The sequence below is a fragment of the Rhodococcus phenolicus genome (assembly GCF_001646785.1).
Taxonomy (GTDB): domain Bacteria; phylum Actinomycetota; class Actinomycetes; order Mycobacteriales; family Mycobacteriaceae; genus Rhodococcus; species Rhodococcus phenolicus.
On record NZ_LRRH01000034.1, the window covers coordinates 1 to 18,760 of the forward strand.

The following is an 18,760-nucleotide window of genomic DNA, read 5'->3' on the forward strand; positions in this document are numbered from 1 at the left end:
CCGCGCGGGCCGCGCGGTCTCGGCGGCGGGTTCCTCCTCGGAGGCCGCCGCCTTGTTCGTTGTGGCCGGAGCGCTCGACGCGCCCCCACCCTGGCGTTCCTTGATCGCGGCGATCAGGTCGCCCTTGCGCATCCCGGAAGTGCCCTTGATGCCGAGTTCGGCCGCGAGGGTCCGCAGCTCGGCGAGCACCATGCCCGAGAGGCCGGCACCGCGGCGCCCGGCGGCGCGCGGCGAAGAGGTCTGCGAAGAATCGTCCGCCTGCGCCCCCGCGGATGACCCCGGGGCGTCGAGAACAGGCGTAGCGATCAGATCCGTATCGGTCACGGAGATCCTTTCCTTCCCTCACTCGCGCCACGCAGAGTCGAGGGTTCGTTCCCACAGATCAGTTCGTACACCGATCCGGGATTTGCCGTACGTGTTCACGGAATCGAACGGTCGGCACGTCCGCTATCACGCCATCCCCCGGCAATTGCAGTCCCTTGACCCCTCGAGACGAGGACAACTGAGGATCGGTCCAGGATCTGGCGCTCCGATGGAGCTGGAGACAATACCCTGAAGAAGCCGACGGCTGAAACGCACGACGTGCGGACAAACCACAGGATAGCGACGAACTGTACGTTGAGCAAGAACACCGCCCGGACCGGCGTGTTCCGCCCCTCGCATCGACGGTTCTCAGAGCACCTGGACGCCGCCGGCGACGTCGAGTTCGAGGACGGCGAGATCGTCCGCTTCCGCCGCGGCACGCAACTCGGCGGGGAACGGTTCGGTCGTCAACGCCAGCACGGTGGGTCCGGCGCCGGACACCGTCGCAGCGATCCCGGCCTCGCGCAGCACCGCGATCCACTTGGTCGTGAGCGGCAGCGCCGGAGCCCGCTGCGCCTGGTGCAGCATGTCCTCGGTCGCGGGCATCAACAGGTCGGGACGCCGGGTCAGCGCGACCACCGCGAGCGCGGCGCGGCTGACGTTGAACGAGGCATCCCGATGCGGCACGAGATCCGGCAACAGGCCGCGGGTGTGCGCGGTCGAGGACCGAACCGCGGGGACCAGCACCACGACCTTGATCGCCGGGTCCACCGGCAGCGTCACGGCCCGGTAGGCACGCTGCTCGGCGTCCACCCCCGCTTCGCTCCACGACACGACCGCACCGCCGAGCACGCTCGCCGACGCGTTGTCCGGGTGCCCCTCGAACTCGGAGGAGAGCTGCACGAGCTGCGCGTCGTCGAGCACCCGCTCGGGCGCGACCTTCCGCACCAGGCCGTTCGCCGCGGCGAGTCCGCCGACGACGGCGGACGCGGACGAGCCGAGCCCCCGCGAGTGGGGAATGACGTTGCGGCACACGATGTCCAGGCCGTCCGCCCACACACCCGCGGCTTCGAGGCCACGCTCGACGGCACGCACCACCAGGTGGGTGGGACCCCACGGCACCTCTTCGGCGCCCTCCCCTTCGACGCGGACGTCGAGGCCGGATCCGGTTGTCGTGACGGTGATCTCGTCGTACAGCCCGAGGGCGAGACCGAGCGAGTCGAATCCGGGTCCCAGATTCGCACTCGACGCGGGAACCCGGGCCGTCACCGAGATTCCTACCGGCAGAGTCTGCGTCATGTCGTGATTCCCAACACCAGCGTGATTCCCAACAACAGAGGAGGGCGAAGCGGTCACCGTGCCTGCTCGAGTCCTAGGCCAGCTCGAGTGCCGAGGCCACAGCGACCGGGTCGACCGGGATCGGCTGCACCACGGGAACGTCGCGCAGTGCGGTGTCCGGGTCCTTGAGGCCATTTCCTGTGACGGTGCACACAACACGCAGGCCGCGAGGTAGCCAGCCTTCCTTGCTGGCCGCGAGCAGACCGGCGATCGAGGCGGCCGACGCAGGCTCGACGAAGATCGACTCGGACTTCGCTAGCAGGTGGTACGCCTCGAGAATCTCGTCGTCGGTGGCGGCACGGAACGCGCCGTCCGACTCCTCCTTCGCGGCGACCGCGCCGTTCCACGACGCGGGCGCGCCGATCCGGATGGCGGTGGCGATGGTTTCGGGATCCTTGACCGGGTGTCCCAGAACGAGCGGGGCCGCGCCGGCGGCCTGCACACCGAGCATGCGCGGACGGCGGGTGCTGAGGCCGTCCGCGAAGTACTCGGAGTAACCCTTCCAGTACGCGGTGATGTTGCCGGCGTTGCCGACCGGAAGCACGTGCACGTCGGGTGCGTCGCCGAGCGCGTCGACGATCTCGAACGCCGCGGTCTTCTGTCCCTCGATACGGACCGGGTTGACCGAGTTGACCAAGCCGATGGTCCGGAACTCGGCAGTGGTCTTGCGGGCCAGCTCGAGGCAGTCGTCGAAGTTGCCCTCGACCTGCACGATCTTCGCGCCGTGCATGACGGCCTGGGCGAGCTTGCCCATGGCGATCTTGCCCTGCGGCACCAGCACCGCGCAGCCGATGCCGGCACGGGATGCGTACGCGGCAGCCGAGGCCGACGTGTTGCCGGTGGAGGCACACAGCACGGCCTGCTTGCCGGTCGCCAGCGCCTCGGTGACGGCCATCGTCATGCCGCGGTCCTTGAAGGAACCGGTGGGGTTGAGTCCCTCGACCTTGACGTGGACGTCACAGCCGGTGATCTCGGAGAGGCGGGGGGCCGGCAGCAGCGGCGTTCCACCCTCGCGCAGCGTCACCGTCTTCCAGCCCTCACCGATCGGCAGGCGAGAGCGGTACGCCTCGATCAGGCCCGGCCACGGCGTGTGCACGGGGGTGATGTTCTTCTCGGCCGCGCTCATTCGGCGGATCCCTCCAGTCTCAGGACACTGGTCACAGCAGTTACGGATTCGAGCTGGTCGAGTGCTGCGACGGTACTCGACAACGCTTCGTCGGTGGCGCGGTGCGTGAGCACCACCAGGCGCGCACCGTCCCCGGCGCCTTCCTGGCGCACGGCGGAGATGCTGACCCCGCGCTTGGAGAACTCGGCGGCCACGGCGGCGAGCACACCGGCCCGGTCCGCGACCTGCAGGTTCACGTAGTAGCGGGTCACGATCTCGCTCATCGGCGCGATCTCGAGATCGGCGTAGCGCGATTCGAGCGGTCCGCGACCACCCTGCACGCGGTTGCGCGCGGCCATCACGAGGTCACCCATCACCGCGGACGCGGTGGGGGCGCCGCCGGCGCCCTGGCCGTAGAACATCAGCCGGCCGGACGCCTGGGCCTCGACGACCACGGCGTTGAACGCGCCGGCGACACTGGCCAGCGGATGCTCCCGCGGGATCAGCGCCGGATAGACCCGCGCGGACACCTTCTCCTTGCCGTCCTCGCCGGTGATGCGCTCGCAGATCGCGAGGAGCTTGACGTTGTAGTTCAGGGCGCGCGCCGTGGTGAGATCTGCCGCGGTGATCTTCGAGATGCCCTCGCGGTACACGTCGCCGGCGGTGACCCGGGTGTGGAAGGCGATGGACGCGAGGATCGCGGCCTTCGAGGCGGCGTCGAAACCTTCGACGTCCGCGGTCGGGTCCGCCTCGGCGTAGCCCAGGCGGCCGGCTTCGGCGAGCGCCTCGGCGTAGTCGGCGCCGGTCTCGTCCATCGCGGACAGGATGTAGTTGGTGGTGCCGTTGACGATGCCGATCACCCGGTTGACGCGATCGCCCGCGAGGGACTGCGTCAACGGGCGGATCACCGGGATCGCACCGGCGACGGCGGCCTCGAAGTACAGGTCGACGCGCTTGGCCTCCGCGGCCTCGGCCAGTTCGCCGGTGTACTCGGCCAGCAGTGCCTTGTTCGCCGTGACCACGGACTTGCCGGCGTCGAGCGCGGCCCGCACGAGCTTGCGGGGCAGGTCGATGCCGCCGATGACCTCGACCACGATGTCCACGTCGTCGCGGGTGATCAGGGATTCCGCGTCGGTGGTGAGCAGCTCGACCGGGATACCCCGGTCCTCCGAGACGGTGCGCACCGCGACGCCTCGCAACTCCAGCGGCGCACCGATACGCGCTTCGAGATCAGCCGCGTCGTCCCGGATGATGCGGACGACTTCCGCGCCGACGGTGCCGTGGCCGAGCACAGCCACGCCGACGGAACGCGGCGATCGACTGGTCTCCGTTTCGGTCGTCACTCCGTAACCTCCAAGCTGAGCAGATCTTCCACGGATTCCCGACGAAGGACGACGCGTGACGCGCCGTCCCGGACCGCCACGACGGCGGGACGGGGCAGCAGGTTGTACCTGCTGGACATCGAGTAGCAGTATGCACCGGTCGCGGCGACCGCCAGCAAATCACCGGCGCCGACATCCTCGGGCATCCAGGTGTCGCGGATCACGATGTCGCCGCTCTCACAGTGCTTCCCCACCACGCGCGCGACGACCGGGTCGGCGTCGCTGACGCGGGACACCAGCCGGGACTCGTACTCGGCCTGGTACAGGGAGGTGCGGATGTTGTCGCTCATTCCGCCGTCGACGCTGATGTAGCGGCGGGCCTGCCCGGCCGCGACGGCGACGTCCTTGACGGTGCCGACCTCGTAGAGGGTGATCGTGCCCGGGCCGGCGATCGCCCGGCCCGGCTCGACCGCGAGCGTCGGCGTGGGCAACCCGGCCAGGGCGGACTCGGTGCGCACGATGTCGCGCAGCTTCGCCGCCAGGTCCGCGACCGGCGGCGGGTCGTCGCTCGGCACGTACGAGATGCCGAGGCCACCGCCGAGGTCGACGATGTTCAGCTGCGAGGTCTTCTCGACGCCGAACTCGGCGACGATGTCGCGCAACAGGCCGATCACCCGGTGCGCGGCCAGTTCGAACCCGTCGACGTCGAAGATCTGCGAACCGATGTGACTGTGCAGGCCGACCAGCCGCAGGTTGTCGGTCTCGAAGACGCGGCGCACGGCGGCCATGGCCACCCCCCCGGCCAGCGAGAGACCGAACTTCTGGTCCTCGTGCGCGGTGGAGATGAACTCGTGGGTGTGCGCCTCGACCCCGACCGTGACGCGGATCAGGACGTCCTGGACGACACCGGTTTCCCCGGCGATCGCGTCGAGCCGATCGATCTCGGCCATCGAGTCGAGCACGATGTGCCCGACGCCGGCCGCGACCGCGGTGCGCAGTTCGGCGACGGACTTGTTGTTGCCGTGCATCGCGATCTTCTCGGCGGGGAACCCGGCGTGCAGCGCGACCGCGAGTTCACCGCCGGAGGCGACGTCGAGGGACAGTCCCTCCTGGTGCACCCAGCGGGCGATCTCGCTGCACAGGAACGCTTTGGACGCGTAGTGCACCTTGGTGTCGGGACCGAAGGCGGTGGCGATGTCGCGGCAGCGGGACCGGAAGTCGGCCTCGTCGATCACGAACAGCGGTGTGCCGTACTTCTCGGCGAGTTCGGTGACCGGGACACCGGCGATACGCATCACACCGTCGTCGCCGCGGCTCGTGCCGCGCGGCCACACCTGCGGGTGCAGCGCGTTCACTTCCTCGGTGGTCGCGGGTCGTTCGGACAGTCCCGGTGCGTGCGGGATCTCGGCGTGCCGGGGCCCGGCGGGATGCGCGTTCACATCCGCTCCGGAGCGCTGACGCCGAGCAGGCCGAGGCCGTTGGCGAGAACCTGGCGTGCCGCCGCGCACAGCGCGAGCCGCGCGGTGTGCAGATCGCCGGGCTCCTCGTCGCCCTGCGGGAGGATGCGGCACGCGTCGTAGAACCGGTGGTAGGTGCCGGCGAGTTCCTCGAGGTAGCGCGCGACGCGGTGCGGTTCGCGCAGTTCCGCGGCCTTCGCGACGACGCGCGGGTATTCGCCGATGGTGCGGATCAGGTCGCCTTCGCGGTCGTGGGTGAGCAGCGCGAGGTTCGCGCCTTCACCCCCGAGCCCGAGGTCGGCGGCGTTGCGCGCGATCGACGACAGGCGGGCGTGCGCGTACTGCACGTAGTACACCGGGTTCTCGTTGCCGGTCGAGGCCCACAGTTCGAGGTCGATGTCGATGCTCTGGTCGACCGAGGACCGCACCAGCGAGTAGCGGGCGGCGTCGACGCCGATCGCTTCGACGAGGTCGTCGAGGGTGATGACGGTGCCGGCACGCTTGCTCATCTTCACGGCCTGGCCGTCACGGACGAGGTTGACCATCTGGCCGATCATGACCTCGACGGTGTCGGGGTCGTCGCCGAACGCGGCCGCCGCGGCCTTGAGGCGGCCGATGTAGCCGTGGTGGTCGGCGCCGAGCATGTAGATGCACAGGTCGAAGCCGCGCGAGCGCTTGTCCTGGAAGTAGGCGATGTCGCCGGCGATGTAGGCGGCGTGACCGTCGGACTTGATGACGACGCGGTCCTTGTCGTCGCCGAAGTCGGTGCTCTTGAGCCACCAGGCGCCGTCCGCGTTGTACAGGTTGCCGGAGCTCTTGAGCGTCTCGACGGCCTTGTCGACCGCGCCGGACTCGAACAGCGAGTTCTCGTGGAAGTACACGTCGAAGTCGACGCCGAACTCGTGCAGCGTGCGCTTGATGTGCGCGAACATCAGGTCGACGCCGATGGACCGGAACGTCTCGTGCTGTTCGGCCTCGGGCAGCTCGAGCGCCCCGGGCGCCTGCTTCTGCACGGCTGCGGCGATGTCGACGATGTAGTCGCCGGCGTACCCGTCCTCGGGGGCCGGTTCGCCCTTGGCGGCGGCGATCAGCGACCGCGTGAAACGGTCGATCTGCGCGCCGTGGTCGTTGAAGTAGTACTCGCGGGTGACCTCGGCGCCCTGCGTCGACAGGATCCGGCCGAGCGCGTCGCCGACGGCGGCCCAGCGGGTGCCGCCGAGGTGGATCGGGCCGGTGGGGTTCGCGGACACGAATTCGAGGTTGATCCTGCGTCCGGCGAGGGTGTCGGCGTTGCCGTACGCCGTGAGCTCGCCGAGCACGTTCGCGACGATCGCGCCCTGCGCGTCGGCCGCGAGACGAATGTTGAGGAAGCCCGGCCCCGCGACGTCGGCGGAGTCGATGCCGTCGGCGGCGGTGAGGGCCTCGGCGAGCCAGGTCGCGAGCTCGCGCGGATTCACGCCGGCCTTCTTCGCGACCTGCATCGCCACGTTGGTCGCATAGTCGCCGTGCTCCGGGTTCCTGGGCCGCTCGACGGTGAGGGTCTCGGGCAGGACGGACACGTCGAGGTCACGCTCGGCGAGCACCCTCGCAGCGGTTCCGTGGAGCAGTTCGGCAAGGTCGGCAGGAGTCACAGGGGTTCATCCTATTGGCTGGGGCGGACGAGCACCGACGGTGCCCCGCATGAGCACGCCCGTACAGTTGTGGGGGCACGCGGCCCGGGGCCGCGGTCTCGTTGTCCATCCGATGTTGTCCGTCCGATCGAAAGAGCTACCAGCGATGCCCAGCGGTTCGGTGAACGGTGGTTCCGGCAAGAAGTCCGGCGCCAAGTCCGCGAAGGCCATTTCGGCCGCGGCGAAGAAGAGCGGCGGGAGCCGCGGACTTCCCAAGCAGCGTCAGATCCCCTGGATGGTGATCGGTGGCGTCGTCGCAGTCGTCGCTCTGATCGCCGTGATCGCGGTGAGCATCATCCCGAAGTACCAGGATCAGCAGGAGCTCGCGGCCTGGACGCCGTCGGAATCGAACCAGGATCCGTCGAGCGAGATCGACGGGGTCGTGACGGTCGAGTATCCCGCGGGTCAGCACATCGATTCGACGCAGCGCGTCGCCTACGACCGCACCCCGCCGTTCGGTGGGCCGCACGACGCGATCTGGGCGACGTGCACCGGCACCGTCTACCCGGACGCGATCCGCACCGAGAACGCGGTGCATTCGCTCGAGCACGGTGCGGTGTGGATCACCTACAACCCGGATCTGGTCGATGCCGCCGCGATCGACACGCTCAGCGCGAAGGTCGACGGCAAGTCGTACACCATGATGTCGCCGTACCCGGGTCAGTCCTCGCCGATCTCGCTGCAGTCGTGGGGTCATCAGCTCGCGGTGGATTCCGCCGACGACGAGCGGATCGACCACTTCATCGCCTCGCTGCGCCAGAACCGCTACACGTACCCGGAGGTCGGTGCGAGCTGCGCGACGATCCCCGGCTCGTTCGATCCGGCGAACCCGCCGCCGTTCGATCCGTCGGCTCCGGGCCCCGACGCGGTGCCGATGGACGGCGGAACCGTCGACACCGCCGAGGTGCAGACGGACATGCAGGCTCCGGCGGGTAGCTGACCATGAGCGACGATCTCTCGCAGGATCGGCCCGTCGCGGGCTCCGGACAGCGCCGGACGCTGGTGGTACTCGGGGTGATCGCCGCGGTCGCGATCGGTTTCCTGCTCGGTTTCCTGATTCCGCACGGGGATGCGCAGGACGTTCCGGCGGCCGATTCCGTGGACGTCGGTTTCTCCCAGGACATGAGCGTGCACCACAACCAGGCGATCGAGATGGCGACCGTCGCGCTCACCGGGTCGTCGGATCAGCGGGTGAAGAACCTGGCGTACGACATCCTCACGACCCAGCAGAACCAGGTCGGCCAGATGCAGGGCTGGCTGACGTTGTGGGACCGCGCGCCGCTGCCCACCGGTGAGTACATGACGTGGATGGGCGACGACGACGCGCACATGGACGGCCATGCCGGCCACGGGACGGCCGGACACGACTCGGCAGGCGCGGGATCGGGTCCGATGCCCGGAATGGCGACGTCGGAGGAACTGGCGGCGCTGCGGGCCGCCTCGGGTCCCGAACTCGACGTGCTGTTCCTGCAGTTGATGTTGCGGCACCACGAGGGCGGCCTGCCGATGATGGAGTACGGCGCCGAACATGCCGAGGTGGCTGCCGTGCGGACGCTGGCGCAGACGATGGTGGACACGCAGACCGCCGAGTCGCAGCTGATGACGTCGATGCTCACCGAGCGCGGCGCGCAGCCGCTACCGATGAACTGACGCCCATCCGGGCCGAAAAACCCCTGCTGACCAGGCGATGTGGCGTATGGGCAACAATGCGCTAGGCTAACTCCGCACCGCCGGTCAGCCGGTGGTTCCGGATTGCCCTCGTAGCTCAGGGGATAGAGCGCTTGCCTCCGGAGCAAGAAGTCGCAGGTTCGAATCCTGCCGAGGGCACCACGAGAAGACGGGCCCCGCTTCGATTTCGAAGCGGGGCCCGTCTTCTGTCGTCCGGTCTACTCGGCCGGCGCGGTCAGCGACCCCATGTCGAAGTAGTCCCGCCACGCGGTGATCTTCCCGTCGGCCACCTCGAACGAGCCCATGACGGGCACTTCGACCGTGCGCCCGTTCACCGTCAACACGTCGACGCGTTCGTTGAGGACCAGGTTGCCGTTCGCCAACTGCCGGTGGATGCGGAAGTCGATTCCGCCGAACGACGCGACCATCCCGGCGAAGTACTCCTCGATGGCAGCCCGGCCGTGGACCGCCTCCAACGGAATGTTGTGGTACACCGCATCGTCGGTGAAGTACGCGGCGAGCGCGGCCGGTTCCGGATCCGCCCAGGCGGCGCAGAATTCGGTCACGAGCTGTTCCGGTGTCATCGCTTCCCTCCTGTGGCGGTCCGATCGAGGATCACACGCGGACGAACCGCGCCGGGTCGGTTCCGGGGACACGCCGCGCGCGGCCCCGCTCGATGAGGTGGCGGATGTGCGCCGAGCCTTCGGACATGGCCATCTGCTTACCGCGAGGCGGGGTTTCGTCCCACGGCCGGTACCACTTCATGCGTTCGGTGGCCTGCCACAACGTCAGCTCCTCGTCCCCGAACGAATCGTAGAGATCGTCGAGGCGGCGTTCGTGGTGTTCGACGAGCGCCTCGGTCCGGGCGGCGAGGTCGTCGATGGGCTGACGGTGCGCGGGCAGGGTGCGCCGCGCGGGCAGGGACGCGACGGCCCGCAGCGAATCGAGGAACTCCCCCAGCGCGTCGCGTTCGGCGACGGGGAAGTCGAACTCGCCGATGTGTGGGGTGGTCTTGGCGAGTACGTGATCACCGCTGAAGAGGATGCCGTGTTCCTCGATGTAGAAGCACGCGTGGCCCGGTGTGTGGCCGGGGGTGAACACGGTGCGCAGGGTGCGCCCGGCGAGCGGGATCACCTCGTCGGCCTTCAGGATCCGGTCGGGCTTCTCGTCCGGCACGCCGCCGCTGTCGCGGCCGGCGGCGAGGAACACCTCGATCTGCTCGGCGGGCGCCCCGGCCTTGAGCCACTGGTCGAGTTCCCGGTTCGTCCAGTCGTGTCCGGCCATCATGTGCCCGAGTTGCTCGAAGTCCGCCTCGTGCATGCCGACCCAGCATCCGGATGCTTCGCGGATGCGGCCGGTGAGGCCGACGTGGTCGGGATGGAAGTGCGTGACGACCACGCCTTCGACGTCGGTCACCGACAGCCCGGCCGACGCGAGTCCGGTCTGCAGCGCGTTCCAGGAGGTGTCGTTGTTCCATCCCACGTCCACGAGGATCACGCCGCGCGGGGACTCGACCGCGTACACCTGGGTGTCGCCGACCGGCAGGTCCGCGACGGGAACGGGGATCGCGTGGATGCCGTCCCCGATGTCCCGGGCTTCGTTGAGTTGTTCCATTCTTGCCGCCTCCGAAATCTGCACTACTGCATCAACTTCTTCGAAGCTAGCGCAAAGGGTTCAACTATTCTGCCGATGGGGCTCGATTATCGCGAGAATCGAGCGGATCTCCCCCGCCGGGATCCGGAAATGCTCGGTGACCGACACGGTCGTCTCCGCATCGGCGCCTGCGTCCATGTCGAGCAGGAACCGTGCGACGACGTCGTGATGCCACTCGTGGAACGTCAGGTCGCGCACCCGCCGGAGCGGCCGGTATTCCGGACCCTGCTCGAGCTGCTCCCGGATCTCGGCGCCGGTGTCGCCGGTGCGTTGCCCGTTCTCCACCCGCCAGGCGTCCGCGGCCAACCGTACGTGCGATGCGTCGTGGCTGATCAGCGACCGGATGTACGCGCGGGCCATCGCAACCCGCGGGCTGTCGGCCCGGGCGGTCGCGTGTTCGGCGATCGCCGTCATGAGCGCCGGCGCCCAGTCCGGTCGGCAGATCACCAGATCGGGCAGGTAGGGGTGCGGCCGGTTGTATTCGAGTTCGCTGCCGTCGATGCGGGCGCAGAACAGTCCCGCCGCCTGCGCGACGGCGACCGGAGCCGCCGAATCCCATTCCCACTGGCCACCGGCGTGGACATATGCGTCGACCTCGCCCCGCAGCACGGCCATCGCCTTCGCGCCGGCGGAGCCCATGGGCACGAGGTCGGCGCCGACGGCCCGGGCGACCTCCCCGACGAACTCGGGCGGGCGGCTGCCGCTGACGACGATCGCGGGCCGGCCGTCGTCGAGCGGGCGCCGCTCGACGATCGGCGGCCCGTCCGTGCTGTAGACCGCGCCGAGACCCGGCTGGGCGACCGCGGCGGCGGTGAGGCCGCGTCCTGCCTCCCACAACGCCACGTGCACCGCCCAGTCGGAACGGCCCGGCATCCCGTATTCCTTCGACCCGTCGAGCGGATCGATGATCCAGACCCGCTCGGCGTCGACGCGAGCGGGATCGTCCGCGGACTCCTCGGAGAGCACGGCGTCACCGGGGCGGCGCTCGGCGAGCAGATCGAGGATGAGCGAGTTCGCATCGCGGTCACCGCGCCGGCCGAGTTCCCGGCCGGTGAGGGTCTCGGCCTCGGCGGCCCGGACGGTCAGCAACAGTTCACCTGCAGCCGAGGCGATCTCGGCGGCCAGGACAGCATCGTCGGTCATGCGCCCAACACTTCCATGATCCGGGCCGCCTGGGCGACCGGATCGCCGTCGGACGGGCGGAGCACCAGGTCGGGCCTCCGCGGCGGCTCGTACGGGTCGTCGACGCCGGTGAAGCCGGTGATCTCGCCGGCACGGGCGCGGGCGTACATGCCCTTGGGGTCGCGGGCCTCGCAGTCGGCCAGCGGAGTGTCGACGAACACCTCGAGGAACGGGAGGCCGGCGTCGGCGTGCTGCTGCCGGATACGGTCGCGATCGGCCCGATAGGGACTGATCAGCGAGCAGATCGCGACCAGGCCGGCATCGGCCATCAACTGGGCGACCGCACCGACGCGACGCACGTTCTCGGCGCGGTCCTCGGGTCCGAATCCGAGGTCGGCGTTGAGACCGTGACGCAGGTTGTCGCCGTCCAGCCGGTACGCGGGGACACCCGCCGCGAGCAGGCGGCGTTCGAGTTCGGCGGCGACGGTGGATTTCCCGGACGCGGACAGGCCGGTCAGCCACACGGTCCGCCCGGTGGTGGCCCGGTCCGCGCGGACGATCTCGGCGGGATGCCACACGGCGCCGGTCTCGGCGAGGGTGGGACCGGTGATCATGCCGGCGGCGACGGTGTTGCCGGTGGACTCGTCGACGAGGACGAAACTGCCGGTGGTGCGGTTGCGCCGGTACGGGTCGAACAGAAGCGGCTGCTGAGTGCGCAGCTGAATGCGGCCGATCTCGTTGAGGTGCAACGTTGTTGCCGACTCGTCCCGGTGCAGCGAGTTGACGTCGAGCCGGTAGTCGAGCCGCACGGCGCGGGCGTGGACGGCCTTCGTGGTGTGCAGCAGGGTGTACCGCGTGCCGGGGTCCAGGCTCGAGCGTTCGGTGAGCCAGCAGACCATCGCGTCGATCTCGGAGCCCACGAGCGGTCGGTTGTTGGGCCGGCACAGCATGTCCCCGCGGCCGATGTCACGTTCGTCCTCGAGTTCGACGCACACGGCGGCGTCGGCGAACGCGTACTCGAGCGGTTCACCACCGGGACCCCAGATGCGCTTGACGCGGGTGCCGAATCCGGAGGGCAGAGCCACCACCTCGTCGCCCGGCTTGAACACCCCGCTGGCGACGGTGCCCGCGTAACCACGGAAGTCGGCGTCGGGCCGGATGACGTACTGGACCGGCATGCGCGCATCGATGAGGTTGTGATCGGAACCGATGTGCACCTGTTCGAGGTGGTGCAGCAACGAGGTCCCCTCGTACCACGGCATGTTCGCGGTGCGGCTGACGACGTTGTCGCCCTGCAGCGCCGAGATCGGCACGAAGCTCAGGTCGTGGATCTCCAATTTCGCTGCGAAACGCCGGAATTCGTCGCAGATCTCGTCGAAGCGCTCCTGCGACCAGTCCACCAAATCCATCTTGTTGACGCACAGCACCAGGTGCGGCACGCCGAGCAGGCTCGACAGGAACGCGTGACGGCGGGTCTGCTCCAGGATTCCCTTGCGGGCGTCGACGAGAATGAGCGCCAGATCGGCGGTCGAGGCGCCGGTGACCATGTTGCGGGTGTACTGCTCGTGGCCGGGGGTGTCGGCGATGACGAAGCTGCGGTGCGGCGTCGCGAAGTAGCGGTACGCGACGTCGATGGTGATGCCCTGTTCGCGTTCGGCCCGCAGGCCGTCGGTGAGCAGCGCCAGGTCGGTGTGTTCGGCACCGCGGGCGCGGCTCGTGCGGGCGACGGCGTCGAGCTGGTCTTCGAAGACGGCCTTGGAATCGAACAGCAGCCGGCCGATCAGCGTGGATTTGCCGTCGTCGACGCTGCCGGCGGTCGCGATGCGCAGCATGCGGGACATCAGAAGTACCCCTCCTTCTTGCGGTCTTCCATGCCCGCCTCGGAGATCCGGTCGTCGGCACGGGTGGCACCGCGTTCGGTGATACGGCTCGCGGCGACCTCGGCGACGACCTCCTCCGCGGTGGCGGCGTTCGATTCGACGCATCCGGTGCAGGTCGCGTCGCCGACGGTGCGGAACCGCACGAGCGCCTCACGCGTCTCCTCCCCCGGCTGCAGCGTCAGGAACCTGGTGTGCGCGAGCAGCATTCCGTCGCGCTCGACGACCGGCCGGCGGTGTGCGTAGTACAACGACGGCAGATCGACGTTCTCGTCGCGGAGATAGGACCAGATGTCGAGTTCGGTCCAGTTCGACAGCGGGAACACGCGGATGTGCTCACCCTTGCGGTGCCGCCCGTTGTACAGGTGCCACAGTTCGGGTCGCTGCGCCTTGGGATCCCATTGCCCGAATTCGTCGCGGAAGCTGAAGATGCGCTCCTTGGCGCGGGCCTTCTCCTCGTCGCGTCGGGCGCCGCCGAACACGGCGTCGAAGCCGCCTTCCCGCAGGGCGCGCAGCAGGGTGCCGGTCTGCAGCCGGTTGCGGCTGGCGTTCGGCCCGGTCTCCTCGACCGCGCGGCCGGCGTCGATGTCGTCCTGGACGGACGCGACGAGCAGGCGCAGGCCGAGCTTTCCGGCGACACGGTCCCGGAACTCGATGAGCTCGTCGAAGTTGTGACCGGTATCGATGTGCAGCACCGGGAACGGCAGCGGAGCCGGCCAGAAGGCCTTGGCGGCGAGGTGGAGCATCACCACCGAATCCTTGCCGCCGGAGAACAGCAGCACGGGACGTTCGAAGGTCGCGGCGACCTCCCGGAAGATGTGCACGGATTCGGCTTCGAGCGCGCCGAGGGGCGTCAACTCGTAGGACGGTGGTCGGAACGGCTGCGCCGTGGTCATCGGAATACTCCCAGCCCGGAGAGTTCGGTCCAAATATGTACCGAATCGGTCGAAAGTGAACTACCGCAACGATAGAACGAGTTCCAATTCCGGGTCAACGGTCGATTCGGGGGTTCAGGACCGACCGGCGGCGAGCCTGCCTTCCGCGTTCAGCGCTCGGGACGCCGCCCACCGAGTTCCGCGGTGATCGCGTCGGCCGCCGCCACCAGTGCCGCGCCGCGCCGCGCGATCTCCCCAGCGTCGATCTCGTCCTCGACGTGCAGCACCACCACCAGCGACTGATGTCCGTCGGGGTCGTATGCGGGAGCGGCGAGCAGGTTCACCGCGAGCAACTCGCCGGCCGGCGCCTCCTCCGGGAACAGGACACGCTCCCCGGGACTCGACACCAGCTCTCCGAGCAGTTCGCGCAGTTCCGGCGCCAGATCGTGCGCGACCACCCCGGCCATGAGCGCGAACAACCGCTGACCACCCGGAGTGAGCGATTCGACGAGATACCCGGTGCGCCGGCACTCGTCGACCACGCGCTGCAGACGCGGGCGGTCGAGCCGGACGGGCAGGGTCGGTTCGCGCGCCAACCACCGTTCCAGGCGCTCGTCGGTGTCCCACAGTACGTACATCAGGCCCACCGGCGGCGCGAACGGGAACACCTCCCCCACGCTCGCCGCGGCGGTCGCCCCGCGCGGTCCGACGACGTCGAGCACCGCGACGCGGTCGCCGACCACGGCCGACGCGGTGCACGCAGCGTCGAAACGCGCACCGAGTTCGGCCAGGTGCCGGTGCGCGACCGGACCGACCGCGAAGCCGCGCTGCGCCGCGCGGCCCGCGACGATCAGCGCGGGTCCGAGCCCGTAGGTCTTGCCGACGGGGTCGCGCATCAGATAGCCGGCGTCGACGAGCGCGCTGAGGATGCCGAGGCAGGTGGGCTTGCTCAGGTCCAGTTCGCGGGCGAGTTCGGACAGCCCGAACCGTGTGTCGGGATGAGCGACGAGGTGGTCGAGAACCTGCACGACGCGCTCGGTCGGGGGCGAACGCCGCGCGGATCCCGCAGCCGGCTCGGGGGCGTCCGGGATCGGCGCCGCGGGCTCACTGGGACGAACCATTGACCACTCCCTGTAACAGGTTCTATCGTCGGGCGAAACGAAGACTACCGCAGCGGTACATATTTGGACCACAGGGAGATCGAAGTGCTCACCGATCCACTCACCGCGGCGATCTCCGAAGCCGAGAAGATCGTCGCCACCGCGCCGCACATCCGCACCGACCAGGACCTCGCCGAGGGCTACGCCTACCTCTCCGGCGGCATCTCGGCGTGCGTCCACGCCGCCTGGGCACACAGCAGCACCCACCCGGTACTCATCACCGGCACGGGCCCCTACAACAAGATGGGCCTGGACAACCCCGACACGCTGTACTGGGGAGCGGCCGTGCGCGACGACGCCGAATACGTCGTCACGGGCCGCCGCGGCACCACCTGCGACCTGAGCTTCCAGGTGCTCGCCGGCAACTACACCGACGCCGGCGTGCCGGGCAACGTCACCGCGTTCGACGACCGCGCGATCCGCATGGAGGACGACGGCACGTTCGAGCTGCGCTTCGGCCCCGGCCCCGCCGACCCCGAGCGCAACTACTTCACCCTCGCGCCCGGATCGACGCAACTCGTCATCCGCGAGGTGTACAGCGACTGGACACAGCGACGCGGCACCATCCGCATCGATCGCGTCGACACCCTCGGCACCCCCGCGCCGGAACCGACGCAGGCCGACGCCGTCAAACGCTACGAACGCGCGGGTCGCGCGCTCGTCTCGCGGGTGAAGACGTGGCTGCAGTTCCCCGAGTGGTTCTACCTGAAACTGCCGGTCAACACGCTCACCGAGCCGCGCCGGACCCCCGGCGGCCTGGACACGCAGTACTCGTCCGTCGGGCACTACGAACTCGCCGACGACGAAGCCATGATCCTCACCGTTCCCGCCTCGGACGCCCCCTACCTCGGATTCCAGATCGGCAGCCTCTGGTACATCTCGCTCGACTACATCCACCACCAGACGTCGCTGAACAACTCCCAGGCGCAGGTCGATCCGGACGGCAACGTCCGCATCGTGATCTCGAACCGCAACCCGGGCATCACCAATTGGATCGAGACGCTCGGCCGCAGCCGCGGCATCCTGCAGTTCCGCTGGCAGCGCATCGATCGCGAACTCACGGCCGCAGACGGTCCCACAGCGCAGGTCGTCCCGTTCGACGAGATCGCCGAGTCTCTTCCGTTCCACGAAGCCAACCGCATCACCGCCGAGGGGTGGTCCCGGCGGATCGCCGCCCGGCAGACCGCGATCGCTGATCGGATGCAGGCATGAGCGCGGCGACGGGACTGCTGGGAGGCAAAGTCGTCGCGATCTCGGGTGTCGGTCCCGGCCTGGGCCGCACACTGGCGGTGCGCTGTGCCGAGAACGGCGCCGACGTCGTCCTGGCCGCCCGCACCCGCGAACGTCTCGACGAGGTCGCGGCGGAGGTCACCGCGCTGGGCCGGCGAGCGCTGAGCGTACCCACCGACATCACCGACGACGAGTCCGCCGCCGCCCTCGTCGCCACCGCTGTCGACGAATTCGGCGCCGTGGACGTGCTGATCAACAACGCCTTCTCGGTGCCGTCCATGAAACCGCTGGCGCGCACCGACTTCCAGCAGATCCGTGACAGTGTCGAACTGACGGTCCTCGGTGCGCTCCGCCTGACCCAGCTGTTCACCCCCACCCTGACGGCAACCGAAGGCGCTGTGGTGAACATCAATTCGATGGTGCTGCGGCATTCGCAGGAACGGTACGGAAGCTACAAGCTCGCCAAGTCCGCCCTCCTGGCGATGTCGCAGTCGCTGGCCACCGAACTCGGACCGCAGGGAATACGAGTGAATTCCGTTGCCCCCGGCTATATCTGGGGTCCGATCCTGCAGGGGTACTTCGAGCACCAGGCCGGAAAATACGGCACCACGGTCGAGCAGATCTACGAGCACACCGCCGCGGCAGCCGACCTGCGACGCCTGCCCACCACCGAGGAGATCGCCGACGCGGTGATCTTCCTGGCCTCGCCGATGGCCTCGGCCGTCACCGGGCAGTGCCTCGACGTCAACTGCGGCGAATTTCATCACTGAGCCGTGTGCCTTCGTGGCGGCGGGAGCCGCCACGAAGGCACACGGGGACGGAGTCCACCATGACAGAACGCACCACCATCGGCGACGCCGAATCGCTGCACGAGTCCGCCAGCCGGCGGACCGGCCTGACCGACTTCGGTGACGACGACTACCGCGGAGCCCTCGACGTACTGCTCGAGTCGTACGCCCGGGACGAGAAACTGACCCCGCTCGGCAGCAAGATGGCCCGGGTGTATCTGCGCGGCGCCCTCGTCGCGCGGCTGCTGTCCGAGGCCGCGTGGAAGCAGCACCCCGAACACGCCGACGTCGCTGTCACCCGGCCCATCTTCGTCACCGGGCTCCCCCGCACCGGCACCACCGCGCTGCACCGGCTGCTCACCGCCGACCCGTCGCACCAGGGCCTCGAGATGTGGCTGACGGAGATGCCCCAACCGCGACCGCCCCGCGACACGTGGGCGGACGATCCGGTCTTCGCGGGCATCGAGGCAGGTTTCGCGCAGCACCACATCGAGCACCCCGAGTTCATGGGCGTGCACTACATGTCCGCCGGAGAGGTCGAGGAGTGCTGGCAGCTGCTGCGCCAGTCGTTCCGGTCCGTCTCGTACGAATGCCTCGCGCACCTGCCCACCTACTCGGGGTGGCTCGCCGACCAGGACTGGACGAGCACGTACCGGCGGCATCGTCGCAATCTTCAGCTCATCGGCATGAACGACACCGACAAGCGGTGGGTGCTCAAGAACCCCAGTCACCTGTTCGCACTGGACGAACTGCTCACCGTGTACCCGGACGCGCTCGTCGTCGTCACCCACCGCGACCCGCGCACCATCATCCCGTCGGTGTGCAGCCTGTCCGCGCAGGCGTCCGACGGCTGGTCGGAGGTGTTCGTCGGCGACACGATCGGCCGCGGGCAGCTGGACCTGTGGGCGCGCGGGTTCGACAAGTTCAGCGAGGTCCGCGCCCGCCACGACCCGGCGCACTTCGTCGACGTCGACTACCGCGACTTCGTCGCCGACCCTCTCGGCACCGTCGGGTCGCTGTACGACCGGTTCGGGCTCGAGCTGAGCGCCGATGCGGAGTCGGCGATGGCGGCACTGCAGGGCGAGAGCCGCCGGGGCGACCGCAAGCCCGTGCACCGCTACACCCTCGAGGAGTTCGGGCTGACCGCCGCCGACGTCGACGAACGCTTCCCCGACTACGCCTTCCGCTGACC

Annotated in this window: 17 protein-coding genes and 1 tRNA gene; 6 read left to right on the top strand and 12 right to left on the bottom strand. The window is 69.1% G+C overall.

Annotated features, from left to right (window positions below; genetic code table 11):
* The 6 genes from A8G15_RS29805 to argS form a co-directional block, all read right to left on the bottom strand.
* Positions 1-324: Rho termination factor N-terminal domain-containing protein (locus A8G15_RS29805; RefSeq protein WP_211270145.1), on the bottom strand; the 324-nt coding region annotated here is incomplete at its 3' end.
* Between the two features lie 348 nt (positions 325-672).
* Positions 673-1,602, bottom strand: coding sequence for a homoserine kinase (gene thrB / locus A8G15_RS10400; RefSeq protein WP_068158796.1), 930 nt, complete (start codon positions 1,600-1,602; stop codon positions 673-675).
* Between the two features lie 73 nt (positions 1,603-1,675).
* Positions 1,676-2,767 carry a threonine synthase gene (gene thrC / locus A8G15_RS10405; RefSeq protein ID WP_068158797.1) on the bottom strand — a complete coding sequence of 364 codons (1,092 nt, stop codon included), beginning with the start codon at positions 2,765-2,767 and terminating at the stop codon, positions 1,676-1,678.
* On the bottom strand, positions 2,764-4,089 hold the full coding sequence (locus tag A8G15_RS10410; protein WP_068158799.1) for a homoserine dehydrogenase: 1,326 nt from the start codon (positions 4,087-4,089) through the stop codon (positions 2,764-2,766). The genes thrC and A8G15_RS10410 overlap by 4 nt, the downstream gene beginning before the upstream one ends.
* Positions 4,086-5,507, bottom strand: coding sequence for a diaminopimelate decarboxylase (lysA, locus tag A8G15_RS10415; protein WP_068158801.1), 1,422 nt, complete (start codon positions 5,505-5,507; stop codon positions 4,086-4,088). Before lysA ends, A8G15_RS10410 begins: the two co-directional genes overlap by 4 nt.
* Positions 5,504-7,156 (bottom strand): arginine--tRNA ligase, encoded by a 1,653-nt coding sequence (gene argS / locus A8G15_RS10420; protein ID WP_068158803.1) that lies wholly within the window; start codon positions 7,154-7,156, stop codon positions 5,504-5,506. The genes lysA and argS overlap by 4 nt, the downstream gene beginning before the upstream one ends.
* Positions 7,157-7,301: 145 nt before the next feature.
* Here argS and A8G15_RS10425 point away from each other — a divergent pair, with 145 nt between their 5' ends.
* The 3 genes from A8G15_RS10425 (at position 7,302) to A8G15_RS10435 (ending at position 9,025) form a co-directional block, all read left to right on the top strand.
* A complete protein-coding gene (locus tag A8G15_RS10425) occupies positions 7,302-8,135 on the top strand; it encodes a thioredoxin-like domain-containing protein (protein WP_068158805.1) in 834 nt (277 codons plus the stop codon).
* Positions 8,136-8,137: 2 nt separating this feature from the next.
* Positions 8,138-8,845: a DUF305 domain-containing protein gene (locus A8G15_RS10430; protein WP_068158806.1), complete on the top strand. Its 708-nt coding sequence runs from the start codon at positions 8,138-8,140 to the stop codon at positions 8,843-8,845.
* 104 nt (positions 8,846-8,949) lie between these two features.
* A tRNA-Arg gene (locus A8G15_RS10435) sits at positions 8,950-9,025 on the top strand.
* Positions 9,026-9,081: 56 nt separating this feature from the next.
* Here the strand turns inward: A8G15_RS10435 and A8G15_RS10440 are convergent.
* The 6 genes from A8G15_RS10440 to A8G15_RS10465 form a co-directional block, all read right to left on the bottom strand.
* Positions 9,082-9,447: a limonene-1,2-epoxide hydrolase family protein gene (locus A8G15_RS10440; RefSeq protein ID WP_068158809.1), complete on the bottom strand. Its 366-nt coding sequence runs from the start codon at positions 9,445-9,447 to the stop codon at positions 9,082-9,084.
* Positions 9,448-9,478: 31 nt separating this feature from the next.
* A complete protein-coding gene (locus A8G15_RS10445) occupies positions 9,479-10,477 on the bottom strand; it encodes an MBL fold metallo-hydrolase (protein ID WP_068158811.1) in 999 nt (332 codons plus the stop codon).
* A 60-nt stretch (positions 10,478-10,537) separates the two neighbouring features.
* The gene (locus A8G15_RS10450) at positions 10,538-11,659 is read right to left on the bottom strand and encodes a 3'(2'),5'-bisphosphate nucleotidase CysQ (RefSeq protein WP_068158813.1); all 1,122 of its coding nucleotides are present in this window, start codon (positions 11,657-11,659) and stop codon (positions 10,538-10,540) included.
* A complete protein-coding gene (gene cysC / locus A8G15_RS10455) occupies positions 11,656-13,479 on the bottom strand; it encodes an adenylyl-sulfate kinase (RefSeq protein ID WP_068158815.1) in 1,824 nt (607 codons plus the stop codon). The genes A8G15_RS10450 and cysC overlap by 4 nt, the downstream gene beginning before the upstream one ends.
* Positions 13,479-14,411 (bottom strand): sulfate adenylyltransferase subunit CysD, encoded by a 933-nt coding sequence (cysD, locus tag A8G15_RS10460; protein WP_068158816.1) that lies wholly within the window; start codon positions 14,409-14,411, stop codon positions 13,479-13,481. Before cysD ends, cysC begins: the two co-directional genes overlap by 1 nt.
* A gap of 149 nt (positions 14,412-14,560) precedes the next feature.
* Positions 14,561-15,511: an IclR family transcriptional regulator gene (locus A8G15_RS10465; RefSeq protein WP_068158818.1), complete on the bottom strand. Its 951-nt coding sequence runs from the start codon at positions 15,509-15,511 to the stop codon at positions 14,561-14,563.
* A gap of 84 nt (positions 15,512-15,595) precedes the next feature.
* On the opposite strand from A8G15_RS10465, the gene A8G15_RS10470 reads away from it, so the two are divergent.
* The 3 genes from A8G15_RS10470 to A8G15_RS10480 are packed head-to-tail and all read left to right on the top strand — an operon-like array spanning position 15,596 to position 18,758.
* Entirely contained in the window at positions 15,596-16,762 is a 1,167-nt protein-coding gene (locus A8G15_RS10470; protein WP_068158820.1) for a hypothetical protein, read from the top strand.
* Entirely contained in the window at positions 16,759-17,550 is a 792-nt protein-coding gene (locus A8G15_RS10475; protein WP_068158821.1) for an SDR family oxidoreductase, read from the top strand. The genes A8G15_RS10470 and A8G15_RS10475 overlap by 4 nt, the downstream gene beginning before the upstream one ends.
* A gap of 59 nt (positions 17,551-17,609) precedes the next feature.
* The gene (locus tag A8G15_RS10480) at positions 17,610-18,758 is read left to right on the top strand and encodes a sulfotransferase family protein (protein WP_068158824.1); all 1,149 of its coding nucleotides are present in this window, start codon (positions 17,610-17,612) and stop codon (positions 18,756-18,758) included.
* Positions 18,759-18,760 lie beyond the last annotated feature (2 nt).